24 protein-coding genes are annotated in these 25,646 nt (G+C 68.4%); 13 read left to right on the top strand and 11 right to left on the bottom strand.

Annotation, left to right across the window (positions count from 1 at the left end; translation table 11 throughout):
- The first annotated feature begins 14 nt into the window (after positions 1 to 14).
- From STARVERO_RS17005 to STARVERO_RS17015, 3 genes are all read left to right on the top strand, one after another.
- The gene (locus STARVERO_RS17005) at positions 15 to 1,196 is read left to right on the top strand and encodes an ABC transporter substrate-binding protein (RefSeq protein ID WP_159600240.1); all 1,182 of its coding nucleotides are present in this window, start codon (positions 15 to 17) and stop codon (positions 1,194 to 1,196) included.
- A gap of 91 nt (positions 1,197 to 1,287) precedes the next feature.
- Positions 1,288 to 2,139: an ABC transporter permease gene (locus STARVERO_RS17010; RefSeq protein WP_159600242.1), complete on the top strand. Its 852-nt coding sequence runs from the start codon at positions 1,288 to 1,290 to the stop codon at positions 2,137 to 2,139.
- Positions 2,136 to 3,002, top strand: a complete 867-nt coding sequence (locus tag STARVERO_RS17015) for an ABC transporter permease (protein ID WP_159600244.1) — start codon at positions 2,136 to 2,138, stop codon at positions 3,000 to 3,002. The genes STARVERO_RS17010 and STARVERO_RS17015 overlap by 4 nt, the downstream gene beginning before the upstream one ends.
- A 121-nt stretch (positions 3,003 to 3,123) precedes the next feature.
- On the opposite strand, the gene STARVERO_RS17020 is transcribed toward STARVERO_RS17015, so the two are convergent.
- A complete protein-coding gene (locus STARVERO_RS17020; protein ID WP_244616800.1) occupies positions 3,124 to 4,170 on the bottom strand; it encodes an HPP family protein in 1,047 nt (348 codons plus the stop codon).
- 151 nt (positions 4,171 to 4,321) lie between these two features.
- On the bottom strand, positions 4,322 to 4,780 hold the full coding sequence (locus STARVERO_RS17025) for an RrF2 family transcriptional regulator (RefSeq protein WP_159600246.1): 459 nt from the start codon (positions 4,778 to 4,780) through the stop codon (positions 4,322 to 4,324).
- A 74-nt stretch (positions 4,781 to 4,854) separates the two neighbouring features.
- On the opposite strand from STARVERO_RS17025, the gene STARVERO_RS23780 reads away from it, so the two are divergent.
- On the top strand, positions 4,855 to 6,168 hold the full coding sequence (locus STARVERO_RS23780; RefSeq protein WP_159600248.1) for a PAS domain S-box protein: 1,314 nt from the start codon (positions 4,855 to 4,857) through the stop codon (positions 6,166 to 6,168).
- Here the strand turns inward: STARVERO_RS23780 and STARVERO_RS17035 are convergent.
- The 8 genes from STARVERO_RS17035 to hutC are packed head-to-tail and all read right to left on the bottom strand — an operon-like array spanning position 6,157 to position 12,985.
- On the bottom strand, positions 6,157 to 6,651 hold the full coding sequence (locus STARVERO_RS17035) for a TIGR02444 family protein (RefSeq protein ID WP_244616929.1): 495 nt from the start codon (positions 6,649 to 6,651) through the stop codon (positions 6,157 to 6,159). The two genes, STARVERO_RS23780 and STARVERO_RS17035, sit on opposite strands and share 12 nt — an antisense overlap.
- Entirely contained in the window at positions 6,651 to 8,114 is a 1,464-nt protein-coding gene (locus STARVERO_RS17040; protein WP_244616801.1) for an FAD/NAD(P)-dependent oxidoreductase, read from the bottom strand. The genes STARVERO_RS17035 and STARVERO_RS17040 overlap by 1 nt, the downstream gene beginning before the upstream one ends.
- Positions 8,104 to 8,412 (bottom strand): (2Fe-2S)-binding protein, encoded by a 309-nt coding sequence (locus STARVERO_RS17045; RefSeq protein ID WP_159600252.1) that lies wholly within the window; start codon positions 8,410 to 8,412, stop codon positions 8,104 to 8,106. The genes STARVERO_RS17040 and STARVERO_RS17045 overlap by 11 nt, the downstream gene beginning before the upstream one ends.
- The gene (locus STARVERO_RS17050; protein ID WP_159600254.1) at positions 8,396 to 9,511 is read right to left on the bottom strand and encodes an NAD(P)/FAD-dependent oxidoreductase; all 1,116 of its coding nucleotides are present in this window, start codon (positions 9,509 to 9,511) and stop codon (positions 8,396 to 8,398) included. The genes STARVERO_RS17045 and STARVERO_RS17050 overlap by 17 nt, the downstream gene beginning before the upstream one ends.
- Positions 9,508 to 10,251: an aspartate/glutamate racemase family protein gene (locus STARVERO_RS17055; RefSeq protein ID WP_159600256.1), complete on the bottom strand. Its 744-nt coding sequence runs from the start codon at positions 10,249 to 10,251 to the stop codon at positions 9,508 to 9,510. The genes STARVERO_RS17050 and STARVERO_RS17055 overlap by 4 nt, the downstream gene beginning before the upstream one ends.
- A gap of 12 nt (positions 10,252 to 10,263) precedes the next feature.
- Positions 10,264 to 10,866 carry a UbiX family flavin prenyltransferase gene (locus STARVERO_RS17060; RefSeq protein WP_144343918.1) on the bottom strand — a complete coding sequence of 201 codons (603 nt, stop codon included), beginning with the start codon at positions 10,864 to 10,866 and terminating at the stop codon, positions 10,264 to 10,266.
- A 14-nt stretch (positions 10,867 to 10,880) separates the two neighbouring features.
- Positions 10,881 to 12,200, bottom strand: coding sequence for a UbiD family decarboxylase (locus tag STARVERO_RS17065; protein WP_159600258.1), 1,320 nt, complete (start codon positions 12,198 to 12,200; stop codon positions 10,881 to 10,883).
- The gene (gene hutC / locus STARVERO_RS17070) at positions 12,197 to 12,985 is read right to left on the bottom strand and encodes a histidine utilization repressor (protein WP_159600260.1); all 789 of its coding nucleotides are present in this window, start codon (positions 12,983 to 12,985) and stop codon (positions 12,197 to 12,199) included. Before hutC ends, STARVERO_RS17065 begins: the two co-directional genes overlap by 4 nt.
- A gap of 250 nt (positions 12,986 to 13,235) precedes the next feature.
- Here hutC and STARVERO_RS17075 point away from each other — a divergent pair, with 250 nt between their 5' ends.
- From STARVERO_RS17075 to STARVERO_RS17100, 6 genes are all read left to right on the top strand, one after another.
- On the top strand, positions 13,236 to 14,732 hold the full coding sequence (locus STARVERO_RS17075; RefSeq protein ID WP_159600262.1) for an aldehyde dehydrogenase: 1,497 nt from the start codon (positions 13,236 to 13,238) through the stop codon (positions 14,730 to 14,732).
- Positions 14,733 to 14,799: 67 nt separating this feature from the next.
- Positions 14,800 to 16,488, top strand: coding sequence for a thiamine pyrophosphate-binding protein (locus tag STARVERO_RS17080; RefSeq protein ID WP_159600264.1), 1,689 nt, complete (start codon positions 14,800 to 14,802; stop codon positions 16,486 to 16,488).
- A 138-nt stretch (positions 16,489 to 16,626) separates the two neighbouring features.
- Complete coding sequence (locus STARVERO_RS17085) at positions 16,627 to 17,640, top strand: ABC transporter substrate-binding protein (RefSeq protein WP_244616802.1); 1,014 nt, start codon at positions 16,627 to 16,629, stop codon at positions 17,638 to 17,640.
- A gap of 154 nt (positions 17,641 to 17,794) precedes the next feature.
- Positions 17,795 to 18,895 carry an ABC transporter ATP-binding protein gene (locus STARVERO_RS17090; protein WP_159600268.1) on the top strand — a complete coding sequence of 367 codons (1,101 nt, stop codon included), beginning with the start codon at positions 17,795 to 17,797 and terminating at the stop codon, positions 18,893 to 18,895.
- Positions 18,892 to 19,755 carry an ABC transporter permease gene (locus tag STARVERO_RS17095; RefSeq protein ID WP_144343924.1) on the top strand — a complete coding sequence of 288 codons (864 nt, stop codon included), beginning with the start codon at positions 18,892 to 18,894 and terminating at the stop codon, positions 19,753 to 19,755. Before STARVERO_RS17090 ends, STARVERO_RS17095 begins: the two co-directional genes overlap by 4 nt.
- Before the next feature lie 11 nt (positions 19,756 to 19,766).
- Entirely contained in the window at positions 19,767 to 20,561 is a 795-nt protein-coding gene (locus STARVERO_RS17100; RefSeq protein WP_144343925.1) for an ABC transporter permease, read from the top strand.
- Between the two features lie 76 nt (positions 20,562 to 20,637).
- Here the strand turns inward: STARVERO_RS17100 and STARVERO_RS17105 are convergent, their stop codons facing one another.
- Positions 20,638 to 21,990 carry a formimidoylglutamate deiminase gene (locus STARVERO_RS17105; RefSeq protein ID WP_159600270.1) on the bottom strand — a complete coding sequence of 451 codons (1,353 nt, stop codon included), beginning with the start codon at positions 21,988 to 21,990 and terminating at the stop codon, positions 20,638 to 20,640.
- 96 nt (positions 21,991 to 22,086) lie between these two features.
- Between STARVERO_RS17105 and hutI the strand changes: the two genes are divergently transcribed.
- From hutI to hutG, 3 genes are read left to right on the top strand one after another with little or no spacing between them, the layout of a single operon-like run.
- Positions 22,087 to 23,289: an imidazolonepropionase gene (gene hutI / locus STARVERO_RS17110; protein WP_159600272.1), complete on the top strand. Its 1,203-nt coding sequence runs from the start codon at positions 22,087 to 22,089 to the stop codon at positions 23,287 to 23,289.
- Positions 23,286 to 24,821: a histidine ammonia-lyase gene (hutH, locus tag STARVERO_RS17115; protein WP_159600274.1), complete on the top strand. Its 1,536-nt coding sequence runs from the start codon at positions 23,286 to 23,288 to the stop codon at positions 24,819 to 24,821. The genes hutI and hutH overlap by 4 nt, the downstream gene beginning before the upstream one ends.
- A 5-nt stretch (positions 24,822 to 24,826) precedes the next feature.
- Positions 24,827 to 25,645 (top strand): N-formylglutamate deformylase, encoded by an 819-nt coding sequence (gene hutG, locus STARVERO_RS17120; protein ID WP_159600276.1) that lies wholly within the window; start codon positions 24,827 to 24,829, stop codon positions 25,643 to 25,645.
- Position 25,646: the final 1 nt, after the last annotated feature.

Consider the following 25,646-nt stretch of genomic DNA (forward strand, 5'->3'; position numbering starts at 1 on the left):
AGGAGAACAGGCAGATGAACGGGCATGACCTCACCACGCCGCAGGGCCGGCCGGGCCTCAGCCGCCGTGCCGTCCTCAAGGCCGCGGCCGCCGGCGCCGCCGTGCTGACCACCCCGGCGCTGATCCGGCAGGCTCATGCGGCCGCGTCCACCGTGCGGATCATGGGCGTCGAGACCGCGGCGCTCAACGACTGGTCCTCCTTCGAGAAGGAAACCGGCCTGCAGGTCGAGTTCACCGGCATCAACTCCGATCCCGGCATCTTCCGCCAGGAGGTGGTCGCCAATGCCGCCGGCGAGCGCATCGACATTTTTCTGATGGACGGTGGCATCGAGGATGAACTCGGCGCCAAGGGCTTCTTCGCGCCCATCGATCCGGCCAAGGTCAAGGGCTGGAGCGAGGCACCGGCGGCGGTGATGAACTCCCCGCTGGCGCAGGGTCCCGACGGCAAGCAATACGGCATGCCGGTGGTGATGAACGCCGACTCCTTCGCCTATTATCCCGAGGTGATCGGCGAGGAGGAGCCGCTCTCCTACGCGCTGCTGTTCGAGAGCGACAAGACGCTCGGAAAGGTGGCGCTGGAGAACACCTGGCTTACCTCGCTGCCGATGGCGGCCACCTATCTCAAGGTTGCCGGCAAGCAGGCGATCGGCGATCCCTCCAACATGACGCCGGAAGAGGCGAAGGCCGTCGTCGACTTCCTCATCGCGCGCAAGAAGGCCGGTCAGTTCCGTGCGCTCTGGTCGACCTTCGAGGAATCCATCGACCTGATGGCCCGCAAGGAAGTGGTGGCGATCAACTGCTGGGAGCCGGCGGTGAAGGAACTGCGCAAGCAGGGCAAGGACGTGCGCTACGCCTTCACCAAGGAAGGCTACAACAAGTGGATGATCTGCGCCTATGTGCCGAAGGAGGCTGCCACCGGCGGGCGCGCCGAGGTTGTCGCCAAGGCGCTCTCCGGCTTCCTCGGCGGTGCCTATGCGGCGCAGATCGCCGTTCTGCGCGGCTATGCGACGGCCAACGCCAAGGCGGGCCTCGCCTACGCGGAGGCGCAGAAGATGTCGGCGGAGGATATCGAGTCGATCAAGGCCAACATCGCCAAGATCGAGAAGAAGTTCGCCGCCCCGCTGTTCTGGCAGAACGCCGCGCCGACGAACCTCCAGGCCATCGAGGCCGAATGGGAACGTTTCCGCCAGGCCTGATGCCGGGCCGGCTAACGCCGTATGATTGCGCGGGCGGCGGCAACACCGCCCGCGCGTTCCAGTCGCTTCACCCCCTGCGATCCACGGGCCGATGCTGCGCACCACCCTGATCCTCTTCATCGCCGTATGGGCGGTCTTCGTCGTGGTGCCGGTGGCGCTGCTGGTGCTGTGGTCCTTTCTCGAAATGAAGGACTACAGCTTCTCTTCCAGCCTGAGCACGGCCGCCTATGCCGCCGTCTTCGATTCCGGCCGCTACGAGGTCACCCTGCGCACCTTGCGCATCGCCGGCCTCGTGACCGCTATCGAACTCGGCCTCGCGCTGCCTTTCGCGCTGTGGCTGGCCAAGGGCGTGCGCTCATCCATGCTCAAGGCGATGGTACTGGCGCTGCTGACCGTTCCCTTCTTCATCAGCCTTGCCTCGCGCACCATCGTCTGGCGTTCGGTGCTGTCGCGCAGCGGCCTCGTGAACACGGCGCTCATGCATTTTGGCATCGTCGAGCAGCCGGTCGACTGGCTGCTGTTCTCCGAATTCTCGGTTCATCTCGGCCTGCTGGCTCCCTCCTTCCCCACCATGGTGCTGCCGATCTTCCTCTCCATCTCGCTGATCGACGACGAGTTGATCGAGGCGGCGCGCGATCTCGGGGCACCGCCGGCCAAGGTGCTGGGCGACGTGATCCTGCCGCTGGCGCTGCCCGGCATCATCGCCGGCATCATCTTCACCTTCGTGCCGCTGCTGGGCGAGACGGTGGTGCCACAGCTCCTTGGCGGCGGACGGGTATCGATGCTCGGCGCCTCGATCTCCAGCCTGCTTCAGGTGCTGAACTATCCCGTTGCCGCCGCGCTCTCCACGCTGGTGCTCGGCATCCTCGCGGCGTTGTTCATTGCGCTGCGTCTCATCGGCGGCGGCTCCATCGCCGCCGTCTTCGAGGGCATGAAGCGATGAGCGCGCCCGGCACGATCACGAGCATGGCGGCGGACGCGCCGCCCGAGGTCCGTCCCGTCCACGTTCGCGCCGGCCGGCTGGAGCACCGTCTCGGCCTGCTCGCTGCGCTCGGCGGCTTCGGCATGATCGCGCTCACCTATGCGCCGATGCTTTGGCTCGGCATCATGTCCGTCAGCGCCGATCCGCTCGGCGGGCTGCCGGGGCCCTTCACGCTGGAATGGTACGATCGGCTGTTCACCGATCGGCGCTGGGTCGGCCCGCTGCTCGCCAGCATGGGCTGCGGCGCCGTGGTCGGCCTCGCCTGCGCGGCCTCGGGACTGCTGGTGGCACGGGCACTGCCGCAACTGCGCGCGCGTGGCGCCCTGCTCATCGCCTTCCTGGCGCCGCTCTTCATCCCCGGCGTGCTGCTGGGGGCGGGGCTTTTCCTCTATCTGCGTGTCTTTCTCGGGCTGCGGCTGGGGTGGTGGTCGGTCTTCCTCGCCCATTTCGCCTGGGCTTATCCCTTCGCGCTGTTGGCACTTCTGGTGACGACCACACGTTTCGACACGCGGCTGAACGATGCCGCCGCCGATCTCGGGGCCGGTCCCTGGCGGCGCTTCGTCGATGTCGAGTTCCCGCTGATCATGCCAGGGGTGGTCTCGGCGGCGCTGTTCGGCTTCCTGCTGTCGTTCAACGAGCTCGCGCGAACCATCCTGCTGCGCGGAACGGCGACGACGCTGCCGCTTTTCGAATGGGCGCAGGCGACCTCGCACTCTTCCAACGTGCCGCTGATCTTCGCTCTCGCGACGCTGGTGCTGCTCGCCAGTCTCCTGCTGATCGGTGTCTCGTTCTGGATGCTCTTCGGGAGAGCGGCCGACCGGTAAGCGGGAAGACGCGTGGGCCGAAGGTCTCGCGCCCGGTTTCCATGAATGCCGGAGCTTTGCCGCGGCCGCCCCGATAGCGGCGGCGGCACGCGCGGCTGCGCGGCCGCCGGATTGCCCCGCCTTACTTCAGGCCGCGCGTCAGCACGGACAGCCAGTCGGCCTCGGTGATGACCCCGACCGGGCGGCTGTCCTGGTCGACGATGAAGACAGCGTGCACGCGGTCCTCCGCATAGCGCGCGAGGAGATCGATGGCGGGATGCGTGGGCGCCGCGGTCGAGGCCGGCGACATGATTTCCCGGACCGTCGCGGCGGGCCGGACGAGCTCGCGCAGGCCGACCGCCCCGACGACGCGGCCGTCGTCGTCGAGCACCGGGAGCCGCCGCACGTCCTTCTCGACGAGCCGCGCGCGCGCCTCTTCCGGGGACGCCGACGCGGCCACCGAGATGACGTGGGGCGTCATCAGGTCGCGGCAGGCGAGCTGCCGGTAGGAGCGCGCGAGCGCCCGCTGCTTGATGGTCTGCAGGATGGTCTCGAGGTCCGCCGGGCTGATGTCGAAGGTCTCGCCGAGTTCGTCGAGGGCCTCCGTCACGTCGCTGCGGCTGAAGGTCCAGGGCGGCGTGTCGGGCGAGGGCGGCGCGGCCGGCGCGGCCGGCACATGGGGGTAGGCGTGGCCGGAAAACCGGTGATAGATCCACGCGCTTCCCACCAGGATCACGGCGTTGGTACCGACCGGGAGGAGCGGGAAGAGGTAGCTCGACGAGGCGCCGGCGAACAGGCCGACGAGCGCCGCCGCCCCTCCGGGCGGGTGCAGGCAGCGCAGCAGCGACATGGCGGCGATGGCGCCGCCCACCGCGAGGGCCGCCGACAGCGCCGAGAGCGGCATGAAATGGGCGATGACGACGCCGATGAAGGCGGAGATGACGTTGCCGCCGATGGCCGGCCAGGGCTGGGCCATGGGGCTCGCCGGCACCGCGAAGAGCAGCACGGCGGAAGCGCCCATCGGCGGGACGATCCACAGAAGCTGCCGCGTGTCCTCGGCCGCGAAGGCGGTGAGGAAGGCGGTGAGCCCGATGCCGATCAGGGCGCCGAGGCTGGCAAGCAGCCGGTCGCGCAGCGTGGCACCCGCGAGAATGGGGCGGAAGAGCTTTATGCGTGCAAAGTCCGACAAGACCGACTCCAAAGGCACTGTAAGGAAAAGGCACTGGAGGCATCCGCTGGCAGTGGAAGCCTGCGGGGCCCGGCGAAGGACCGGCCGCCGAGGCGCCCTGCCGGGTCCCTCGGCCCGACCGGCGCGGAAGGCGAACGGTGCGAAAGCGATATCACTGCCGGGCCAGATGAGGGGAGGCCCGGTCGCGGCCGAGGGACTGGATGAGACTGCCGAAGCCGTGCCGGCGGGTAAGCAGGTCCGCGAGGCTGTAGCCGTCCAGCACCGAGAGGAACGCCATCAGCGCCTCGTCCAGCACCGAGGACAGGCCGCACCCGGCGGGAGAGAGGACGCAGCTCGGGCAATCGACCAGCTGCAGATCGTCTTCCGTATGCCGCAGCAATTGGCCGACGTTGATCTGAGCGGCGGGGCGCGCAAGGCGGAAGCCGCCGTTGCGGCCGCGCGTGCTGACGACGAACCCCGCCCTGCCGAGATCGTTGAGCACCTTCATGAGGTGATTCTGCGAGATGCCGTACGCCGCCGCCATTTCGGAGATCGAGCAGGGCTGGTCGTCTCGCGCCGCGAGGTAGAGGAGGGCGCGCATCGCATAGTCTGAGTAGCGGGTCAGTCGCATGACGCGTGCCTGGAGCTTTTCTAACGAGCCAATACATGTATACCATATACATCATTTGATCGGGAGGCCAGCTCATGACGGACACGACGGCATCAACCGACACGCTCCCGGTGCCGGGCGATCTCGGGCGGGCGCCGCGTCCGTTCGTCATCGAAAGTCGCCATCCGGAAAGCGAGACGATCACCTCGTTCCGGCTGAGGCCCACGGATGGGAACCCGCCCTGGCCGCATGTCGCCGGCCAGCATCTGACACTGTTCGCGGAGGTGCCGGGACAGGGGCTGCAGAAGCGCAACTACACGATCTCCTCCGCGCCCGACGGCCGAACCTACCGGATCTCGGTGAAGCGCGAGGCGCAGGGCACGGTCTCCCGCTGGCTCCACGACGAGGCCCGGCCCGGCGCGCCGGTGAGCGTCGCGCCGCCCGACGGCAGCTTCGTCCTGCCGGCGGACGATGCGCGCCCGGTCGTCATGCTCAGCGCCGGCGTCGGGCTTACGCCGATGGTGGCGATGCTGGAGGCGGCAGCGGCCGACCGGCGGGCGGGGGATCTGCTGTTCGTGCACGGCACGCGGGACGGGGCGACGCATGCCTTCGGTCCGCATGTGCGCGAGCTGGCGGCGGGGCACGCCGGCATCCGCACGACCTTCTTCTATTCGCAGCCGCGCGCGGCTGATGTGGCGGGGCGCGACTTCGACGTCGCCGGCCATGTGAGCCTCGACTGGCTGGCCGGGCACACGCCGCTCGACACGGCGGAATATTTCGTCTGCGGCCCGCTGCGTTTCCTGCGCAGCTTCGTGCCCGGCCTCGTGCAGCGCGGCGTGCCGCCGGAGCGGGTGCATTACGAGTTCTTCGGCGATGTCGAGGATCTGTTCGGCGAGGCGACGTCGCAGCAGAGCCCGCCTGCTTCCGGCGCGGTAGTGGCGGCGCGCCGCTCGCAGGCCATCGGCGGGTTCGAGCGCGCGGCGATCGGCGAGGCGCTGCTCGACAGCGCCGCCGACGCGATCGTCGCCAGCGATGCCGAAGGCGCCATCGTGCTGTGGAACGCTGGCTCTGAGCGCATCTTCGGCTTCACCGAGGACGAAGCCCTCGGCCAGTCGCTCGACATCATCATTCCCGAGCCGTTTCGCGCGCGGCATTGGGAGGGCTACCGCGAGACGGTGGCTTCGGGGCAGAGCCGCTACGGCGCCGGCGACCTGCTCGCCGTGCCGGGCCTGCACCGCGACGGCCGGCGCATCTCGATCGAGTTCACCATCGTGCTGCTGAAGGACGCGGCCGGGAAGGTGACGGGCATGGTCGCCTCGGTCCGCGATGTCACCGCCCGGTTCGAGGAGACGAAGGCGCTGCGCAAGCGGGTCGCGGCGCTGGAGGAGCAAGCGGCGTCACCGGGCTGAGGGGAGGGCGCGTGCCGCGAGGATCGTGGCGAGCGCCCGCTCGACCGCTTCCTCCGTCTCGGGCGAGGCGGCGCGCGGACCCAACACATGGCCGATCACCTCGGGCAGGGGCCGACCGGCCGGTAGCGCGCGGCGCTGCAGCCAGGCTTCGGCCAGCGCGAGCTGCAGCTTCTCCGCGCTGAGTTCCACGGCCTTGACGGCCGAGCGGAGCTTTTCCTTTTCCGCGTCTCGACCGGGAAGAGGCGCGCGGAGATGGCGGCGCGCCGCGCGCAGCGGCAGCACGACGCCCTCCCGCCAGTCCTTCATTTCCTCCCGCAGCGCTTCCACGGCATTGCCGTCCAATGGTCGGCCGTGGATGTCGGCATAGATGGCCGTAAGGAGGAGGATGACATCGGCACCCGCCTCGTCCTGCAGGGTGAGACACGCGGCCGAGACGCCGGGCCGGGCGTAGAAATCCAGCGCGAAATCCCAAAGCGTGGTCATCACGAGGGCCTTTCCCTGTTGCGTTCGGCGTTTGGCGCGCCATGCTCGGCGAGCCCGGCCAGCTCGCCGACGGTGACGGGCTTAAGCGGGGTGCGCACGCGATAATAGCCGGTCTCTTCCGGCGCCCGCTGCGTCGCTGCCGCGATGATGGCGGTGGCGGTCGGCCCGCAGAGCCGTCCCTGGCAGGGCCCCATGCCGCAGCGCAGGAACGCCTTGGCCTGATTGGGGCCGGTGACGCCGTGGCCGACGGCCTCGCGCAGAGCGCCGGCGGTCACGTTCTCGCACCGGCAGATGACGGTGTCGTCCGCCGGGGCGAGAATTTCCGCGCGGGGCGGATAGAGGCGGTCGAGGAAAGGGCGCACCGTGAGATGCGCGTGCCTGGCACGGGTCTCCGCGGCGATGCGCGGTTCCGCGACCTCCGGCGCAAGTCGGCCGATATCCCGGAGGATCACCAGCGCCGCGATGTTCCCGTCATGCGCGCTCGCCTGCGCGCCGATGATGCCGCCGGCATCTCCCGCGACATGGATGCCCGGAAGGTCCGTCGTTCCCGAAGCGCCGAGCACGGGCCGGAAGCTCCCCTGCGCTGGATTGAATTCATGGGCGCAGCCGAGGGAGCGGGTGATCTGCTGCTGGGGGATCACCCCCTCATGCAGCCCCACCGTGTCGCATGCCAGCCGGGCCGTGCCGCCGCGATGGACGAAGCGTATCGCGGTCACATGACGCTCGCCCTCCAGGGCAATGCCGCGTACGCCGCGATAGTAGGGGACGCCGGCACGGCGCAGGGCCGCCAGCAGGCCAGCGCCCTTGAGCAGATAGCGCCAGCCCTCGCCCGTCAGCGCCCGCGGCAGAAGCGGCAGCCCGCCCAACAGATGCGTGCTGTCGGAGGTGTCGAGCAGCACCATGTCCCGGACACCCGCTGCGAGGCATTGCCGGGCGAAAAGCAGGAACAGCGGTCCGCTGCCGGCGAGGACGAGCCGGCCGGCCGGGACGAGGCCGCCGGATTTCAGCGCGATCTGCAGTGCGCCGATTCCCATCACCCCCGGCAATGTCCAGCCGGGCGTCGGCACCGGACGCTCCATGGCGCCGGTCGCGAGGACGACGGCTCGCGCGCTCACCCGCTCGATCGCGCCGTGCCGGCGGATCCAGACGCCGCGCTCCTCGTCAATGCGCCAGACCAGCGTGCCGAGCGAGATCTCGGCGCCGCTGGCGCGCAGGCGCTCGGCGAGCGGGGCGCCGCGCAGGTAATCCGCACCCAGAATGCGCGCGAGCCGCGAATGGTTCCGGTTGCGCTCGATGGCGCGGTAGATCTGGCCACCGATCTCCGGCTGCTCGTCGACGACCAGCGTGCGGGCCCCGCCCTCGGCGAGCGTCGCGGCCGCCGCCATGCCGGCCGGGCCGGTGCCGATGACGACGGCGTCCCAGTCACGAGATATTCGGCCGGCATCCATGCGGTCAGCGGTCATGGCCGCGCTCCGGAATCTGCCGCGCGCCCGTCTGGACGTGCACCACCATGCCGTCGCGCGCCGGAATGAGGCAGGCCTGCTGGTTCTGGCGTCCGTCGATCTCGACCAGGCATTCGAAGCAGATGCCCATCATGCAGTAGGGCGCGCGCGGCGCGGCATCGCGCGGGTGGTCGCGGAAGCGCTCCACCCCTGCCGCGATGAGCGCCGTGGCGACGCTGTCCCCGGCCTGGAAGGCAATCGATCGGCCGTCGAACACCAGCGTGCCGGCTGCCGATGCCGGTTCAATGCGCCTGAACATCGAATCTGTCGCTCCGGAAACTGGCCACCGCGTCAGGCAGCGCGCCGGTGGCGATGGCCGGGCCGAGCACGAAGGCGTGCGCGCTGCACAGGGTAACCCCGCTGTGGCAGGTGGCGGCGAAAGCGCCGGGATGGCGCTGCGATTCCTCGTAGATCGGCTTGCCGTCCGGCGTCATCACGCGCAGCGAACTCCACTGCCGGACGACGTTCACGTCGGCGATCTGCGGAAAGGCCCGCACCGCCGCGGCGCACAGCGTCCCGGCGGTGGTCACGTCGGTTTCCTCGCTGAAGCCGGCTTCCTCATGGCTGGAGCCGATGAGGAAGGAGCCTTCCGCCGTTTGCCGCACGCCGCTGCCGACATAGGAAAAGAAGGGCTTCACCCGCTCGGTGACGATGATCTGGCCGCGCTCCGGCCGGACGGGCATGGAGAGCCCGAGCTGGGGGGCGAGGGCCGCCGCGCCGAGGCCGGCGGCGATGACGATCCGACGGCCCCGGACGACGCCGCGTGCCGTGTCGGCCGCGAAGCCGCCGGGCTCGGCGCGCAGGGCGGAGACCCGGGCGGCGGGAAAATAGGTGCCGCCGCGTGTCTGAAGTCCCTGCTGGAGTGCACGCAGCAGGTAGAGCGGACTCACATGCGAATCCAGCAGGGAATAGGAGGCGCCGACCACCTGCGGGCCGATCTCGGGAACGCGCTCGAGAAGCGCCGCCCGGTCGAGAATCTCGATCTCGATGTCGCCGCCATCGGCGCGTGTCGCGGCAGCGACGCGGCGCCGGGCGTCGAGTTCGGTTTCCGAGAAGCAGAATTGCAGGCCGCCCGGCTGGCTCCAGCCGATGTCGATGCCGGTTTCGTCGACCAGCGCTTGCGCGAAATCCCGCCACAGATGCCCGGCCCGCAGGGACCAGTGCATGTAGGCGGGCGCGCCGACGCCCTTTCCCTGCAGCCAGACGAGGCCGAAATTGCCGCGCGCGGCGCGATGGGCGACATCGCCCTCGTCGAGCAACGCGACATCGGCACCCGTGCGCGCCGCCCCCCAGGCGATGGCGGAACCGATCAGCCCGCCGCCGACCACGATCAGGTCGTGCTGCCGGCCGGTGGTCATCTCTCTGCGCCGGACCCGAACCGCCGGGGCCGCAACCCGGCGTGCAGCCAGTCCACCAGCGAGACGATGTCGTAGACCGGCAGGCCGAACGTCTCGCGGATGGCGGCCGAGAAGGGAGGAAGATTGGCGCATTCGCAGACGATGGCGCCGATGGACGGCGTCTCCTCCAGCATGCGTGCCACGACATCCAGCACCTCGCGCTCCTGCGCGGCGGCGTCGGCGCGCGGCGCATTGGTGCGCATATGGGTGCGGATCGGCCCGTCGAACGCCAGCTCGCCGAGCGGCAGCCCGGTCGGAGCGCCCACATTGAGGAAATGGGTGTCCTTGAGGGCTGCCTTGTCGGAGACGATGACGCCGACCGTGCGGTCCTCCGGCAGGAGGCTCAGGGCGAGCGGGATCTGCATCAGGCTGGAGGTCGCGATCGGCACCGGACTGTGCCGCCTCAGCTCCGGATGCACGGCGGCGAGGAAGCCGCAGCTTGTGGTGATGCCGTCGATGCCGGTCGCCACCAGATCGTCGATCGCCTCGAAGAAGCGGGCCAGCGCCTCGGCCGGGTTGCCTTCGATGACATCCTGCGGGCGCACGCCGCGCACCACGCGGAACTGAACGGGAAACGGCCAGGTTGCTGCGTTGGCGATGTCGCCGGGCAGCCGCTCGAAGCGGGTGTCGAGCACCATGATGCCGATCATGGTGCCGTGGACTGGCCGGGGCCGGCGCGGCGTGAGAAGACTGCGGGGCATCGCGCCGTGCTCCTACGCGTCGGCCCGGCGCGCCGCGGGCATGCCGGCCCAGCGCCGGCAGGCGTCGTTGTCGATGTCGAACAGATCGAGCGCCCGGCCCACCGAATGGTCGACCATTTCCGCCACCGAGCCCGGAAGGGCATAGAAGGCGGGCACGGGCGGCATGATGATCGCGCCCATCTCGGTGAGTGCGGTCATGGTGCGCAGATGGCCGAGGTGAAGCGGCGTCTCGCGCACCATGAGCACCAGCCGGCGGCGCTCCTTCAGCACCACGTCGGCGGCCCGGCTCATCAGGCTGGACGTCACGCCGGTGGCGATCTCCGACATGGTGCGGATCGAGCAGGGTGCGACCAGCATGCCGAGGGTGCGGAACGAGCCGCTGGAGATCGTCGCCCCGACATCGGCGACGTTGTGGACGACGCTCGCCTTCCGCGCCAGCGCGGCCGGCGAGAGGCCCAGCTCCTGCGAGAGGGTGAGATGGGCGGAGCGGGTGACGATGAGATGCGTCTCGATGCCCGCCGCTTCCAGCAGTTCCAGCGCCCGCACGCCGTAGACGGCGCCGGAGGCGCCGCTGATGCCGACGACGATGCGGGGTCTTTCCTGCGTGCCGCTCATGTCCCTGTCCACGCTCAGGCGTTCGCGAACCAGTCGGCGAGGTTCACCGTGTCGGCGAGCCGGATCTTCTTGCGCTCGAACTCGGCGCGCCGGTGGAACGGCTTGGTGGCGTCGATCAGCAGCCGGCCCCAGTGGTCCTTCTGCTCGTCGCGATAGAAGGACGGGGTATCGGGAATGATGATCATGTCCTTGTCCGGCCGGCAGCGCGTCAGCACAGCCCACATCACGTCGTCCATGCTGTAGATATCGACGTCCTCGTCGACGACGGTGATCACCTTGGCCCAGATCGGCTCGGCGCCGATGGTCGCCAGCATGACCTGCCGCGCATGCCCCTCGAACTGTGGGTCGATCTTGACGATGGCGTGGGTGACGAAGGGCTGGCACGTCACATCGAGAATGCCGGGCAGCGCGGCGCTCAGGCGCTGGTAGATGTTGGCTGAGACCGACAGCTCCAGCGTCAGCACCTCTTCCGCCGAACCGCACAGGATGGAGTGGAACACCGCGTCCTTGCGTACGGTGACGCCCAGCACCTCGAAGACCGCGTTTGGTCCCTCGGGCACGTAGTAGCCCATGAACTCGCCGAACGGGCCTTCCGGGCGGCGTTCGTTGGGCAGGAAGCGGCCCTCGATGACGATCTCGGTATCGGCCGGGACCTCGAGGTCGATATGTCTGCACCTACGCATGGCGATCGGGCTGCCCTTCAGCCGCGCGGCGACCTCCAGCTCGTCGACGTCGTAGGGCAGGGGGGCGGCGGCCGTGAGGAAGGAGGTCGCCGGCGCGCCGATCAGCATCGCCGCTTCCAGCGGCTTGCCCATCTTCTCCGCCTTTTCGTGGTAGATGGTGAGGTGATGGCGCGGGGCGAGGCGGCAGCGCAGCTCCTGATCGTTGACATACATCGAGCGGTGATAGGACAGGTTGCCGACCCCGGTTTCGGGATCCTTGGCGATGAACATCGCCGAGGTGAAATAGGGCGCGGCGTCGCGGTCGGAATAGGTGATCAGCGGGAGGTCGGAGAGCTTCACCTCGATGAGACCGTCATCCTCGGCATGGACGAAGGGCTCGCCCGAGCCCTGGCCGAGATTGGCGAGGTTGCTCCACTGGCGGCAGAAATCCTTCGCGTCGATGCCGATCACTTCCGCAAGGCGTTCGCGCGAACCGTAGACATTGGTGACGACCGGAAAGCGGGTGCCCTTCACATTGGTGAACAGGATGGGCTTGCCCCAGCGCTTCTGCGCGGCGTGGGTGACGGCGGCGAGCTCGTGAAAGGGGTCGATCTCCTTGTCGACCACGAGCAGGTCGCCGCGCTCGCGCAGGCGCGCAATATAGTCCCTCATCGAATTCTCCGGGGAGGCAGGTTCATTGTGGCCGGGCCGGCGGACAGGGGCCGCGCGGTGGCCGTGGTGGCTTCATGGGAACTGCGCAGGCGATAGCGGTCCCCCGGATAGAGGAACCGGCTGCGCGTCACCGGGACGTCGCCGCGCCAGGTGCGGCGGTCGAGCAGCAGGCAGGGCTGGTTGGCGTCGATTTGCAGGAGCGCCCGGCTTTCCTCGTCGGGCCGGATGGCGCGGATAGTGTTGTCGACGAAGGTGACCTCGGTCTCGCGCAGCAGATAGGTGTGCGGCGTGATGCGGGTGAAGTCCTGATCCAGATAGGCCGGCGCTTCCTCCGAATTGATGAAGCGGTCCTCGAGCTGGATCGGCGTCCCGTCTTCCTTGTGCAGGATGCGCGAGTGGAAGACCACGCCGTCATTGGGCAGCGGCAGCAGGTTGGAGAGCGGGTCGCCGGGCCGCAGCGCGAGAAGTGATATCACTTCGCTCGTATGGACGCCGCCGCCGTCCTCGATCTCCTCGGATACGTCCGGAAGCTCGAAGACCGCGCACTGCATCTTGGGGCCGATGACGAAGGTGCCACGTCCCTGGATGCGCACCAGCATCCCCTCGGTCTGCAGCTCGCGCAAGGCGCGGCGTACCGTGAGGCGCGAGGCGCCGAATTCCTCGGCGAGCTCTTCCTCCCGCGGGACCTGGAAGTCCGCCGGCCATTCGGCGGCGCGGATGCGCTTTTCGATCGCGGATTTGATCCGGCCGTAGAGGGGCTGATCGATGGGGGCGACCTCGTTCATGGGCTCTCTTTGCGGCATGAAATAGATATCACTTTCACAACGATATGCCGGCTCAAAGCCCGCTGTCCAGTCAGGAATGGCATTGGACACATCCAAAACCACCTTGACAGCCTCATATAATGATATCAGTTTCGATCAAAGAGATATCATTATAGGTCTCAATCAATAGTGTTTTGTTGCCCGCGCATCCGTTGCGGCGGGAGTGCCTGCGCCGTCGTGTGGCGGCGGTAGTGTCATGGGAGAGGTGTGAATGACATCGCGCACGGACGCGCTGCCGAAGCTCGACATGTATATCGGCGGCGAGTGGGTCGCGCCGGCTTCGGGCGAGTATTTCGAGACGATCGATCCGTTCACGGCCAAGCCGTGGGCGCTCGTCGCCCGCGGTGACGCCTCCGATGCCGACCGTGCCGTCCGCGCCGCCCACAAGGCCTTCACCGAAGGCCCGTGGCGACGGATGCACCCTTCCAAGCGCGGGCGGATTATCCATCGCTTCGGCGAACTCATCGAACAGCACGCCGACGAACTCGCCGAGATCGAGGTGCGCGACAATGGCCGCCTCCTCGCCGAGATGCGCCACCAGATCCGCTACATCCCGAACTGGTACTATTATTACGCCGGTCTCGCCGACAAGATCGAAGGCGCCGTGCACCCCTGCGACAAGCCGGCCCTCAGCTTCTCCCGGCACGAGCCGCTCGGCGTGTGCGTGGGCATCGTGCCGTGGAACGCGCCGCTGTTCCTGCTCTCACTGAAGCTTCCGGCCGCGCTGGCGGCCGGCAACACCGTGGTGCTGAAGCCCGCCGAGCACACCTCCGCCACCGCGCTGAAGCTGATGGAGCTGGTCGAGAAGGCGGGCTTCCCTCCCGGCGTGATCAACGTCGTGACCGGCTATGGCAGGGAGGTGGGCGAGCCGCTCGTCACCCACCCGCTCACCCGCCATGTCGGCTTCACCGGCTCGACGGCCACCGGCGCGCATCTCTATTCGCTGGCGGCGAAGGACGTGAAGCGCGTCAGCCTGGAGCTGGGCGGCAAGTCGCCGAACATCGTCTTCGACGACGCGGACCTCGACAATGCGGTGCGCGGCGTGGTCGGCGGCATCTTCGGCGCGGTGGGCCAGACCTGCATCGCCGGCTCCCGCCTGCTGGTCCAGCGCAAGGTGCACGATGCCTTCGTCGAGAAGCTCGCCGCCTTCAGCAAGTCGGCCCGCATCGGCGACCCGCGCAACGCCGCCACGCAGATCGGCCCGATCGCCAATCGCATGCAGTACGACAAGGTGCTCGGCTATATCGACATCGCGCGGCAGGAGGGTGCCGAGCTGGTGCTCGGCGGCAAGCGGCCGGACGAGGCGGAATGCGCCGAGGGCTTCTTCGTCGAGCCGACCATCTTCACCGGCGTGAACAACGACATGCGGATCGCCCGCGAGGAGGTGTTCGGCCCGGTGCTCTCCACCATCGTCTTCGACGAGATGGAGGAGGCGGTCGCCATCGCCAACGACACCGAGTTCGGCCTCGCCGCCGGCCTCTGGACCGCCAATATGCGGCGGGCGCTACGCATGTCCGAGCTGCTGGAGGCTGGCAGCGTGTGGGTGAACACCTATCGCGACGTGTCCTACACAACCCCGTTCGGCGGCTACAAGAAGAGTGGCATTGGCCGCGAGAACGGCGTCGAGGGCATCCGCGAATATCTGCAGACCAAGGCGGTCTGGCTCTCCACCGCCGAAGAGATCGCCAATCCCTTCGTCATCGGCTGAACGACCGGCCGGGTGGCCGCTGCGGCCGCCCGGTCCCGCCAAGCGTACCTATCGAGAAGGACAGGCTGTGAAGCGCAAGGGCAGTGAGATTCTCGCCGACGAACTGGCCCTCAACGGCACGGATATCGTCTATCACGTGCCGGGGGAGAGCTTCCTGTGTGCACTCGACGCGCTGGCGGTGCGCCATCCCGGCATCCGCGCCGTCGGCTGCCGCCATGAAAACGGCGCCGCGCAGATGGCCGAGGCCTACGGCAAGCTCACCGGCCGGCCGGGCGTCGCCTTCGTCACCCGCAGCCCGGGTGCCACCAATGCGGTGAACGGCGTCCACACCGCCTATCAGGATTCCTCGCCGATGATCCTCATCGTCGGCCAGGTGAAGCGCGCTCTGATGGAGCGCGAGGCGTTCATGTCCTACGACTTCCGCACCATGTTCGCCCCGACGGCGAAATGGGTGGCGCAGATCGACGATGCCGCCCGCATCCCGGAATTCGTCCAGCGCGCCTATCAGACGGCGATGACCGGCCGCATGGGCCCGGTCGTGCTCGTCGTGCCCGAGGACGTGCTGGAGGAGGAGGCGAGCGTGCCCTCCGGCAAGCGCTCCGTGCCCGCCCACGCCGGCACGCCCGCGGCGGAGGATGTCGAGACCATCTTCTCCCTGCTGGCGCAGGCCGAGCGCCCGTTGCTCATCGTCGGCGGTTCCGGCTGGACGGAAGCGGCGCGCGACGACATCCAGGTCTTCGCGGCGGCGAGCAACGTGCCCGTCGTTACCACCTTCCGCCGGCGCGACATCATCGACCACCGGCTGCCCTGCTATGTCGGCGAGATCGGCATCGGCTCCAACCCGGCGCTGCTCGCCCACATCAGGGACGCCGACTTCGTCATCATGTGCAACGACGCGCTCAGCGACGTTAACACGATCGGCGCTGGCTACATGGAGGGCTTCACGCTTTTCAGCATCCCGGTGCCGAAACAGAAATTCGTGCATGTCACCAATAATTTCGCCGAGCTGAACCGCGTCTTCCAGGTCGATCTCGCCTTGCTCGCCGACAACGGCGCCTTCTGCCGGGCGCTCGCCGCCCATGCGCCGGTCGCGCATGCCGCCCGCGACGGCTGGACGGCGAAGCTGCGCGAGACCTTCGAGGCCGAGACCCGTCCCGGCCCGTGCCCCGGCTCGATCGACCTGCCGCAGGTGATGAAATGGCTGCGCGAGCGTCTGCCGGAGGACGCCATCGTCACCAATGGCGTCGGCGCCTATGCAACGTGGAGCCAGCGCTACTTTGCCCATTACCGGCTGCACACCCAGCTCGGGCCGATCAGTGGCTCGATGGGCTACAGCCTGCCGGCGGCGATCTCGGCCAAGCTTGTCCATCCCGAGCGCGTGGTGGTCGATTTCGTCGGCGACGGATGCTTCCAGATGAGCTCAGAGGAGCTGATCACCGCCGTGCAGTACGGCGCGAACGTGATCGTCGTCCTGTTCAACAACAACATGTACGGCACCATCCGCATCCATGAGGAAAACCGCCTCGAGGGGCGGGTCAACGGCACCCAGCTGGTCAATCCCGATTTCTACGCGCTGGCCAAGGCCTATGGCGCCCATGCCGAGCGCGTGACCACCACCGAGGAGTTCGCGCCGGCCTTCGAGCGCGCGCTTGCTGCCGGACGGCCGGCGCTGATCGAGCTCACCGTCGATCAGGAGGCTATCCACTCCCGCTACTCGCTGACCGACCTGCGCAATCGCCGCAAGGCGAAGGGCTGAACCGTCCCGACGGAAGGGCGGCACGACAGGCTGGCGGCCGGAATTGGCAGGCAGTCTCCCCACGAGAAGGGAGACGCGATCGTCGAGGGAAGAAACGTCCAGAGAGACATCCAAAGGGGAACGGATATGAAAACGTCAGTGCCAGCGTTGCTCCTTGCCGGAGCGCTCCTCGCCTTCGCCGCACCGGTGCGGGCGGAAGACTGCACGCTCCGCGTCACCACATGGGGCGGTAACTACCAGAAGACCTACGAGGCGGTCGCCAAGGGCTTCGAGGAAGCCCACAAGTGCAAGATCGAATGGGTGGTCGGCTCCAGCCCCGATCACCTGATCAAGTCCCGTCTGGGGCAGGTCGACGTGACGACCAACACCCTGCTCAATTCGATCGCCGGGGAGAAGGAAGGCCTGTGGCTCGAGCTCGACAAGAGCAAGATCCCGAACATGGCCAATCTCTATCCCAATGCCGTTTATTCGCCCTACACGATCTTCGCCAATGTCGGCGACTACGTGCTCGCCTACAACTCTGACAAGGTGAAGACCCCGCCGACGAGCTGGGACGAGCTCTGGAAGCCGGAATACAAGAACCATGTCGTCATCTACGGCATGCAGCACATCCCCACGCTCAGCCTGACGGTGCTGGAAGCCAACAAGAACGGCGGCAGCATCGACAATATCGAGCCCGGGCTGAAGAAGATGGCGGAGCTGTTCAACAGCGGCAATCTGATCGGCGCGCTCGATGTCGAGAGCCAGATGGTTTCGCTCTTCCAGACCGAGGATGCCTGGATCGGCATTCTCGCGACCGGCCGCATGAAGGACCTGCTCGACAAGGGCGCCACGAACATCGCCTTCGTCCGGCCGGAGGAGGGTACCTTTCCGCTGATCAGCAGCGTGAACGTGCCGAAGACCGCCAAGGACCCGGCGATGGCCTTCGCCTTCGTGAACTACATTCTCAGCCCGGAGGTGCAGCAGGCCTTCGCCACCCGCAACCTCTACGCCCCCACCGTGCAGAACGCGAAGATCCCCGAGGACTTCGCCTACAAGAACCTGCTGGTGCAGAACGAGCAGTTCAAGCGCCTCTTCCTCCCCGATCAGGACAAGATCACCGCCAACAAGGCGAAGTGGCAGGAAGAGCTGAGCAAGCTGACCACCAAGTGACGCGAGGAATGGCGGCGGGAGACCGGCATCGGCCGGCTTCCCGCCGCGGTCCGTCCATGATGCTTTTGTGGGAAGGGCCGGCACCGCCTCGCCGCGACGAGCGTCGCGCCGCGTGCCGCGCCCCAGGCCCGACTTCCCCGGAGACCCTCTGACGATGAACGATTCCACCGGCAAAGCCATTCAGGTCGAGGGGGTCTGCAAGCGATATGGCCACGTATCGGCCGTGAACGACGTGTCGTTCGATGTCCGTCATGGCGAGTTCGTCTCGCTGCTCGGCCCCAGCGGCTGCGGCAAGACCACCACGCTGCGCATGATCGCCGGCTTCGTGATGGCCTCGGACGGGCACATCCGCATCAACGGCCGCGACGTCACCTACCTGCCGCCGGAGAAGCGCGAGGTCGGCTTCGTCTTCCAGAACTACGCGCTGTGGCCGCATATGACGGTGGCGGAGAACGTCGCCTTCGGGCTGAAGCTGCGCAAGCGCGACAAGGCTTTCATCCGCAACAAGGTGGAGGAATCGCTCGCCGTCACCGGGCTTTCCGGCTTCGAGGGGCGCCTGCCGCGCCAGCTTTCCGGCGGTCAGCAGCAGCGCGTGGCGCTTGCCCGGGCGCTGGCGCTGGAGCCGCAATTGCTGCTGATGGACGAGCCGTTGAGTAATCTCGATCGCGCCCTGCGCGTGGCGATGCGCCGGGAGTTGAAGAAGCTGCAGCAGCGGCTGAACATGACCACCCTCTACGTCACCCACGATCAGGAGGAAGCCCTGTCCATGTCGGACCGGGTGGTGATCATGAGTGGCGGCGAGATCGTTCGCGTGGCCCGGCCGCTGGAGGTCTATGAGGACCCGCAGTCGGAATTCGTCGCCGATTTCGTCGGCACCACGAATTTCTTCGACGGCATCGTCAGCGACATCGGCGAAGGCGTGGCCACGGTGAAGGTGGGCGAGACGCTGACGCTGCGCGTCGGCAACCGCATATCCGCCGCTCCCGGCAGCGCGGTGCGCGTGCTGCTGCGGCCCGAGCGGGTACGCATCCTCGCCGAGCGCCGGGAGGGGGCGAATATGCTCGCGGCGCGGGTCGATTTCATCGAATATTACGGCCCGACCCTGCGCTACACCGTGGTGCTTCCCGGCGGCGAGGCGCTCTTCGTCGAGGCCCACGACATCCATGGCTCGGCGCAGATCGGCGAGACCGTGTGGCTGAGCATCGAGCCGGATCATTTCCGGCTGATCGACCGCAAGGGGGCGCCGGTGTCATGAAGGCACGCAACGCCGCCCTGCTGCTGGCGCCGGCCGCTCTCGCGCTGACGATCTTCGTCATCCTTCCCCTGATGTGGGTGGTGCGCACCAGCTTCAACCACACGGTGGACGGCGCCTACATGGTGTCGGCCTTCACCTTCGAGAACTACACGCGATTCCTCGGTTCCGGCTGGTACCTCGTCAACACGCTCTGGTTCTCGATCCGTGTGGCGATCCTCACGACGGCGATCTCTGTGCTCCTCGGCTACCCGGTGGCGCTCTACATCGCCGGCACGCGCGGCGTGCAGCGCAACGTGCTGATGACCATGGTGCTCTCGCCGCTGCTGATCGGTCTCGTGACGCTGGTCTATGGCTGGATCGTCATCTTCCGCGGTGGCGGCCTGCTGAATTCCCTCATGATCGCGCTGCGCGTCTATGACGAGCCGGTGCGCTACATGTGGGACCTGAAGGGCGTCGTCATCCTACTCGTCTACATCGGCATGCCCTATATCGTGCTGTCGCTGCTCGACAGCATCGAGCGCATCAACCCCTCCTTCGTGGAGGCGGCGCGCAATGTCGGGGCGAGCCGCTGGCGGGCCTTCTGGAGCATCACCTTCCCGCTCACCATGCCCGGGCTCTATGCCGGGCTGGTGATCGTCTTCACGCTGAACTTCTCCGCCTTCGCCGTGCCGCTGATGGTCGGGGCGACCGACACGCAGATGATCGGCCTCGTGATCTACCGCGAGGCCCTGCTCAACAACGACCTGCCCTTCGCCTCCAGCCTCTCGGTGATCATGATCGCCGCCAACGCGACCATCCTCCTCGGCATGTCCTTCCTCTTCGGGAAGCTCATCCTCAACCGTCTCGAAGCGAAGAGATGAGGACGCCCGTCATGCGCTCCCCCGATATCGGCACCGCCGCCCTGCGCCTGTTCACCTATGCGGCGATGGCGTTCCTCTTCTTCCCCATCATCATCACGTTGATCGTCTCGGTGAACCCGCGCGAGTTCATCCTGCCGCCATCGGGCTTCACGCTCGACTGGTTCAAGGCCGCCTGGACGTCGGAGACCTTCGTGCGGGCGATGGGGGTGAGCCTCATCCTTGGCATCGTCGCCTCGCTCGTCGCCAACACGCTGGCGCTGCTCGCGGTGCTGGCGATGGTGCGCTACGACTTCAAGGGCAAGGCGCTGATCAACCTGCTGATCATGTCGCCGCTGCTGATTCCGACCACCATCTTCAGCCTGGCGCTCTACGTCTATTTCGTGCAGCTCGGCTTCGGCGGCGGCATTCCGGCGCTGGTCATCGGCCATGCCATCCACGTGCTGCCCTTCGCGGCCCGCATCCTCACCGCCAGCATGCAGAACTTCGACACGTCGCTGGAGGAGGCCGCCCGCAATGTCGGCGCCGGCCCGGTGCGCACGATGCTCTCGATCACCCTACCGGTGATGAAGACCGGCCTCATCTCCAGTTTCGTGCTGTGCTTTGTGCTCTCGTGGAACGACTTCCCGATCTCGGTCTTCCTTGCCCCGCCGGGCTGGACGCCGCTGCCGGTCGAGCTCTTCACCTACATCAAGTTCCAGTACGACGCCGTGGGCGCGGCGCTGGCGAGCTCGCTGATCCTGATCTCCGGCATCGCGATGGTGGTGATCGACCGCATGGCCGGGCTGCGGCGGGTGCTGAGGGGCTGACCGGATGAGAGCGGCGGCCGGGAGGGAAAGCACCCGGCCGGGCCGGCTCGCGATCGGGGCCGGGCTCCCCGCCTCCTCAGCTCGCGATGCGGGCGAGCGCGGCGCGGAAGCGCTGCCGGACGGCATCGCGGTCGCGGTGGCGGCCGGCTTCGACCAGCTTGACGCCGCGCCGCCAGACGCAATCGATGCCGTTCTGCGCCGTCGCGAAGATCCAGCCGTCGAGCGCCGCCGCTCGCTGCCGGCCTTCGAGCGAGGGATGGCGGGCATCGAGGCTGACGATGTCGGCCGGCGCGCCCACGGCGAGACCGGGACCGCCATCGAGCGCCTGCGCGCCGCCCTTGAAGGCGGCGGCGAACAGGGCGGCGCCGGTCGAGCGACCTTCGCTCATCGCCAGCACGTTGCGGGCGCGGTGGGCGAGGCGCTGGGAATATTCCAGCAGGCGCAGCTCCTCGGCGGCGTCGATCCGCACGTTGGAGTCCGAGCCGACGCCGTAGGCGCCGCCCGCCTCGACGAAGGCGGGAGCGGGGAAGATGCCGTCGCCGAGATTGGCCTCGGTGATCGGGCAGAGGCCGGCGACGGCCCCGCTCTTCGCCATGCGGCGGGTCTCGTCGGGTGTCATATGCGTCGCGTGGATGAGGCACCAGCGCCCGTCGACGGGCGCCTCGTCCAGCAGATACTCCACCGGCCGGCGGCCGCTCCAGGCGAGGCAGTCCTCGACCTCCTTCACCTGTTCGGCGACATGGATGTGGATCGGTCCAGCCGTGAGCGGCAGGATGGCGGCAATCTCCCCGGTGGTCGCGGCGCGCAGGCTGTGCGGGGCGAGGCCGAGCACGGCGTCGGGCAGGGAGGCCAGAGCGCGCCGCGCCGACTCCATCAGCCGGCCGAAGCTCTCGACGTCGTTGATGAAGCGCCGCTGGCCGTGGTTGGGCACCTGCGCGCCGAAGCCGCCATGGGCATAGAAGACCGGCAGCAGCGTCAGCGCGATGCCGGTCGCTCCGGCGGCCGCGGCGATGCGGGCCGAGAGTTCGCCGATGTCGGCGTAGGGCGTGCCGTCACGGCCGTGGTGCAGGTAGTGGAACTCGCCGACACGGGTGAAGCCGGCTTCCAGCATCTCGACATAGGCCAGGGCGGCGATGGCCTCCACGTCCTCCGGGTCCATGCGGTCGACCGCCCGGTACATGGCCTCGCGCCAGGTCCAGAAACTGTCGCCCGTGGGGCCGCGCACCTCCGTGTTGCCGGCGAAGGCGCGCTGGAAGGCGTGGCTGTGCAGGTTCGGCAGGCCCGGCAGGCCGACCGCGTGGCGCTCGGCATCCGCTGTCGGCGCCGTGTCATGAGTGAGCGAGACGATGGCGCCATCTTCGATGCCGACGCTGACATCGGAGGCCCAACCAGTTGCCAGATAAGCGGATTCGAACCAGAGGCGGGTCATGGCGGCGTCGCTCCGAAGACTATGGACAGGCGGCGAGATGTGCTATTATGTATAGACATTAATTCACCCCCTGTCATCCGTTCCGAGGAGAGGTTGATGCGCTGCGACCGATTATGGCGAGGGGCGCGGCTGGCGACACTGGCCGTGGGGCGCGAGGGTCTCGGAATCGTCGAGCAAGGGGTCGTCGCTGCAAAGGACGGACGCATCGTCTATGCCGGCGCGGCGGACGAGGCGCCGGCCTTCGCGGCGGATGAGACCATAGACTGCGAGGGGCGCTGGATCACGCCGGGCCTTGTCGATTGCCACACCCATCTCGTCTTCGGCGGCGACCGTGCGCACGAGTTCGAGCTGCGCCTGGCCGGCGCCTCCTATGAGGAGATCGCCCGGGCGGGCGGCGGCATCGTCTCCACCATGAAGGCGACGCGCGAAGCGGGCGAAAGCGACCTCGTCGCCTCCGCCGTGCGCCGTCTCGACGCGCTCATCGCCGAGGGCGTGACCACGGTCGAGATCAAGTCGGGCTACGGCCTCTCGGAGGAGGCGGAGCTGAAGAGCCTGCGCGCCGCGCGGGCGGTCGGGGCCGCGCGTCCGGTATCGGTGGCCACCACCTTCCTCGGCGCCCATGCGCTGCCGCCGGAGGCCAAGGGCGACAAGGCGGCCTATATCGACCGGATGATCGCGCTGCTGCCGCGCATCGCGGCGGAGAAGCTCGCCGACGCGGTGGATGCCTTCTGCGAGGGCATCGCCTTCTCGCCCGATGAGGTGGCGCGGCTGTTCACGGCGGCGCGGGAACTCGGCCTGCCGGTGAAGCTGCACGCCGACCAGCTCTCCAACCTGCACGGCGCGAAGCTGGCGGCCGGTTTCGGCGCGCTGTCGGCCGATCATCTCGAACACACCGACGAGGAAGGCGCGCACGCCATGGCGCAGGCCGGCACCGTCGCGGTGCTGCTGCCGGGCGCGTTCTATTTCATCCGCGAGACCAAGGTCCCGCCCGTCGAGCTGTTCCGCCGGCACGGCACGCATATGGCGCTTGCCACCGACTGCAATCCCGGCACCTCGCCGCTCACTTCCCTGCTGCTCACCATGAACATGGGCGCGACGCTGTTCCGCATGACGGTGGAGGAATGCCTCGCCGGCGTGACGCGCGAGGCGGCGCGGGCGCTAGGACGGCTCGGCGAGATCGGCACGCTGGAGGCCGGCAAGAGCTGCGACCTCGCGATCTGGGACATCGAGCGGCCGGCGGAGCTGGTCTATCGCATGGGGTTCAACCCGCTTCACGCCCGTATCTGGAGAGGCGCATGACCGAGATCATCCTCAAGCCGGGCGAGGTCTCGCTCGGCCAGTGGCGGACCGTCTATCGCGGCGCGCGGGCGCGGCTCGATCCGTCCTGCCTGCCGGCGGTGGAGCGCTCGGCGAAGGCGGTGGCCGACATCCTCGCGAAGGGCGAGCCGGTCTATGGCATCAATACCGGCTTCGGCAAGCTCGCGACGGTGCGCATCGGCGATGCCGATCTCGCCCGGCTCCAGCGCAACATCGTGCTCTCGCACGCCGCGGGCGTCGGCGAGCCGATGCCGGTGCCGGTCGCCCGGCTGATGATGGCGCTCAAGCTCGCCAGCCTCGCCCAGGGCGCTTCCGGCATCCAGCCGGACACGCTCGCCCTGCTGGAGGCGATGCTGGTGAAGGGGCTGACGCCGGTCGTGCCCTGCCAGGGCTCGGTCGGCGCCTCCGGCGACCTCGCGCCGCTCTCGCACATGACGGCGACCATGATCGGCGTCGGCGAGATCTTCGTCGACGGCGTGCGCAAGCCCGCGGCGGCGGCCCTTGCCGAGGCGGGCCTCGCCCCGGTCGAGCTGGGTCCGAAGGAAGGGCTCGCGCTGCTCAACGGCACGCAGTTCTCGACCGCCAACGCGCTTGCCGGCCTGTTCGAGGCGGAGAACCTGTTCCGCTCCGCCCTCGTGACCGGCGCGCTGTCGACCGACGCGGCGCGTGGTTCCGATGCGCCCTTCGATCCGCGCATCCACGCCCTGCGCAAGCATCGCGGCCAGATCGAGACCGCCGAGGCGCTGCGCCGGCTGATGGAGGGCTCGGCCATCCGCGCCTCGCATCTCGTCGGCGACGAGCGCGTGCAGGATCCCTATTGCCTGCGCTGCCAGCCGCAGGTGATGGGCGCCGCGCTGGACGTGCTGCGGCAGGCCGCGAGCACGCTGGAGACCGAGGCCAACGGCGTCTCCGACAACCCGCTGATCTTCGCCGAGGCCGGCGAAGCGCTCTCCGGCGGCAATTTCCACGCCGAGCCGGTGGCCTTCGCCGCCGACATGATCGCGCTGGCGGTGTGCGAGATCGGCTCGCTGAGCGAGCGGCGCATCGCCATGCTGGTCGATCCGGCGCTGTCGGGCATGCCGGCCTTCCTCACCCCGAGGCCGGGCCTCAACTCCGGCTTCATGATCCCGCAGGTGACGGCGGCGGCGTTGGTCTCGGAGAACAAGCAGAAGGCCTATCCCGCGAGCGTCGATTCCATTCCGACCTCCGCCAATCAGGAAGACCACGTCTCCATGGCCGCGCATGGCGCGCGCCGGCTGAAGGGGATGGTGGAGAACGCGGAGGCCGTCGTCGGAATCGAATTGCTCGCCGCCGCGCAGGGCTGCGATTTCCACGCTCCGCTGGCTTCCAGCCCGGTGCTGGAGAAGGTGCGCGCCGCGCTGCGCATCGAGGTGCCCTCGCTAGATGAGGACCGCTACTTCGCCACCGACATGGAAGCGGCGAACGGCCTCGTCCGTTCCGGCGCCGTCGCCGCGCTGGCGGCGGAGCTGCTGCCGTCGATCAGCGGGGAGTGAGCGGCGTGACCCACCCCTCCTTCATCTCCGTCCATCGCGGCACCGCGCCGCTCGTCGTCTCGCTGCCGCACACCGGCACCGAGATTCCCGACGACATCGCCGCCGATCTCCTCTCGCCCTGGCTGGCGCGCAAGGACTGCGACTGGTGGATCGAGACGCTGTACGACTTCGCGGCGCGCATGGGCGCGAGCGTCGTGCGCACCGCCATCTCGCGCACCGCCATCGACGTGAACCGCGACCCGTCCGGCGTCTCGCTCTATCCGGGACAGGCGACGACCGAACTCTGCCCGACCACCACCTTCGACGGCGAGCCGCTGTACAAGGAGGGGCGCGGACCGGACGTTGCCGCCCGCCGCGCCGCCTATTTCGACCCCTACCACGCGGCCCTCGAGGCCGAGATCGAGCATGCCCGCGCCGTTCACGGCACGATCGTCGTCTATGACTGCCACTCGATCCGCTCCGTGGTCCCGCGCCTGTTCGAGGGCACGCTGCCGAATTTCAATGTGGGCACCAATTCCGGGACCACCTGCGCCCCCGAGTTGCAGGCGGCGATCGAGTCGATCTGCGACGCGACCGACTTCAGCCGTGTGAGCAACGCGCGCTTCAAGGGCGGCTGGATCACCCGCCATTACGGCCGGCCCGAGGCGGGCGTGCACGCGGTGCAGATGGAGCTCGCCTGCCGCACCTACATGCCCGAGCCGCTCGGGCCCGTCGGCCCGGAGAACTGGCCCGCCGCCTACGACCCCGATCATGCCGCGCCCTGCCGCGCGGCGCTCGTCCGCATCTTCGAGGCGTGCATCGCCTTTGCACGCTCGCGCGCCTGAG

Source organism: Starkeya nomas, from assembly GCF_902703545.1.
Classification (GTDB): domain Bacteria; phylum Pseudomonadota; class Alphaproteobacteria; order Rhizobiales; family Xanthobacteraceae; genus Ancylobacter; species Ancylobacter moscoviensis.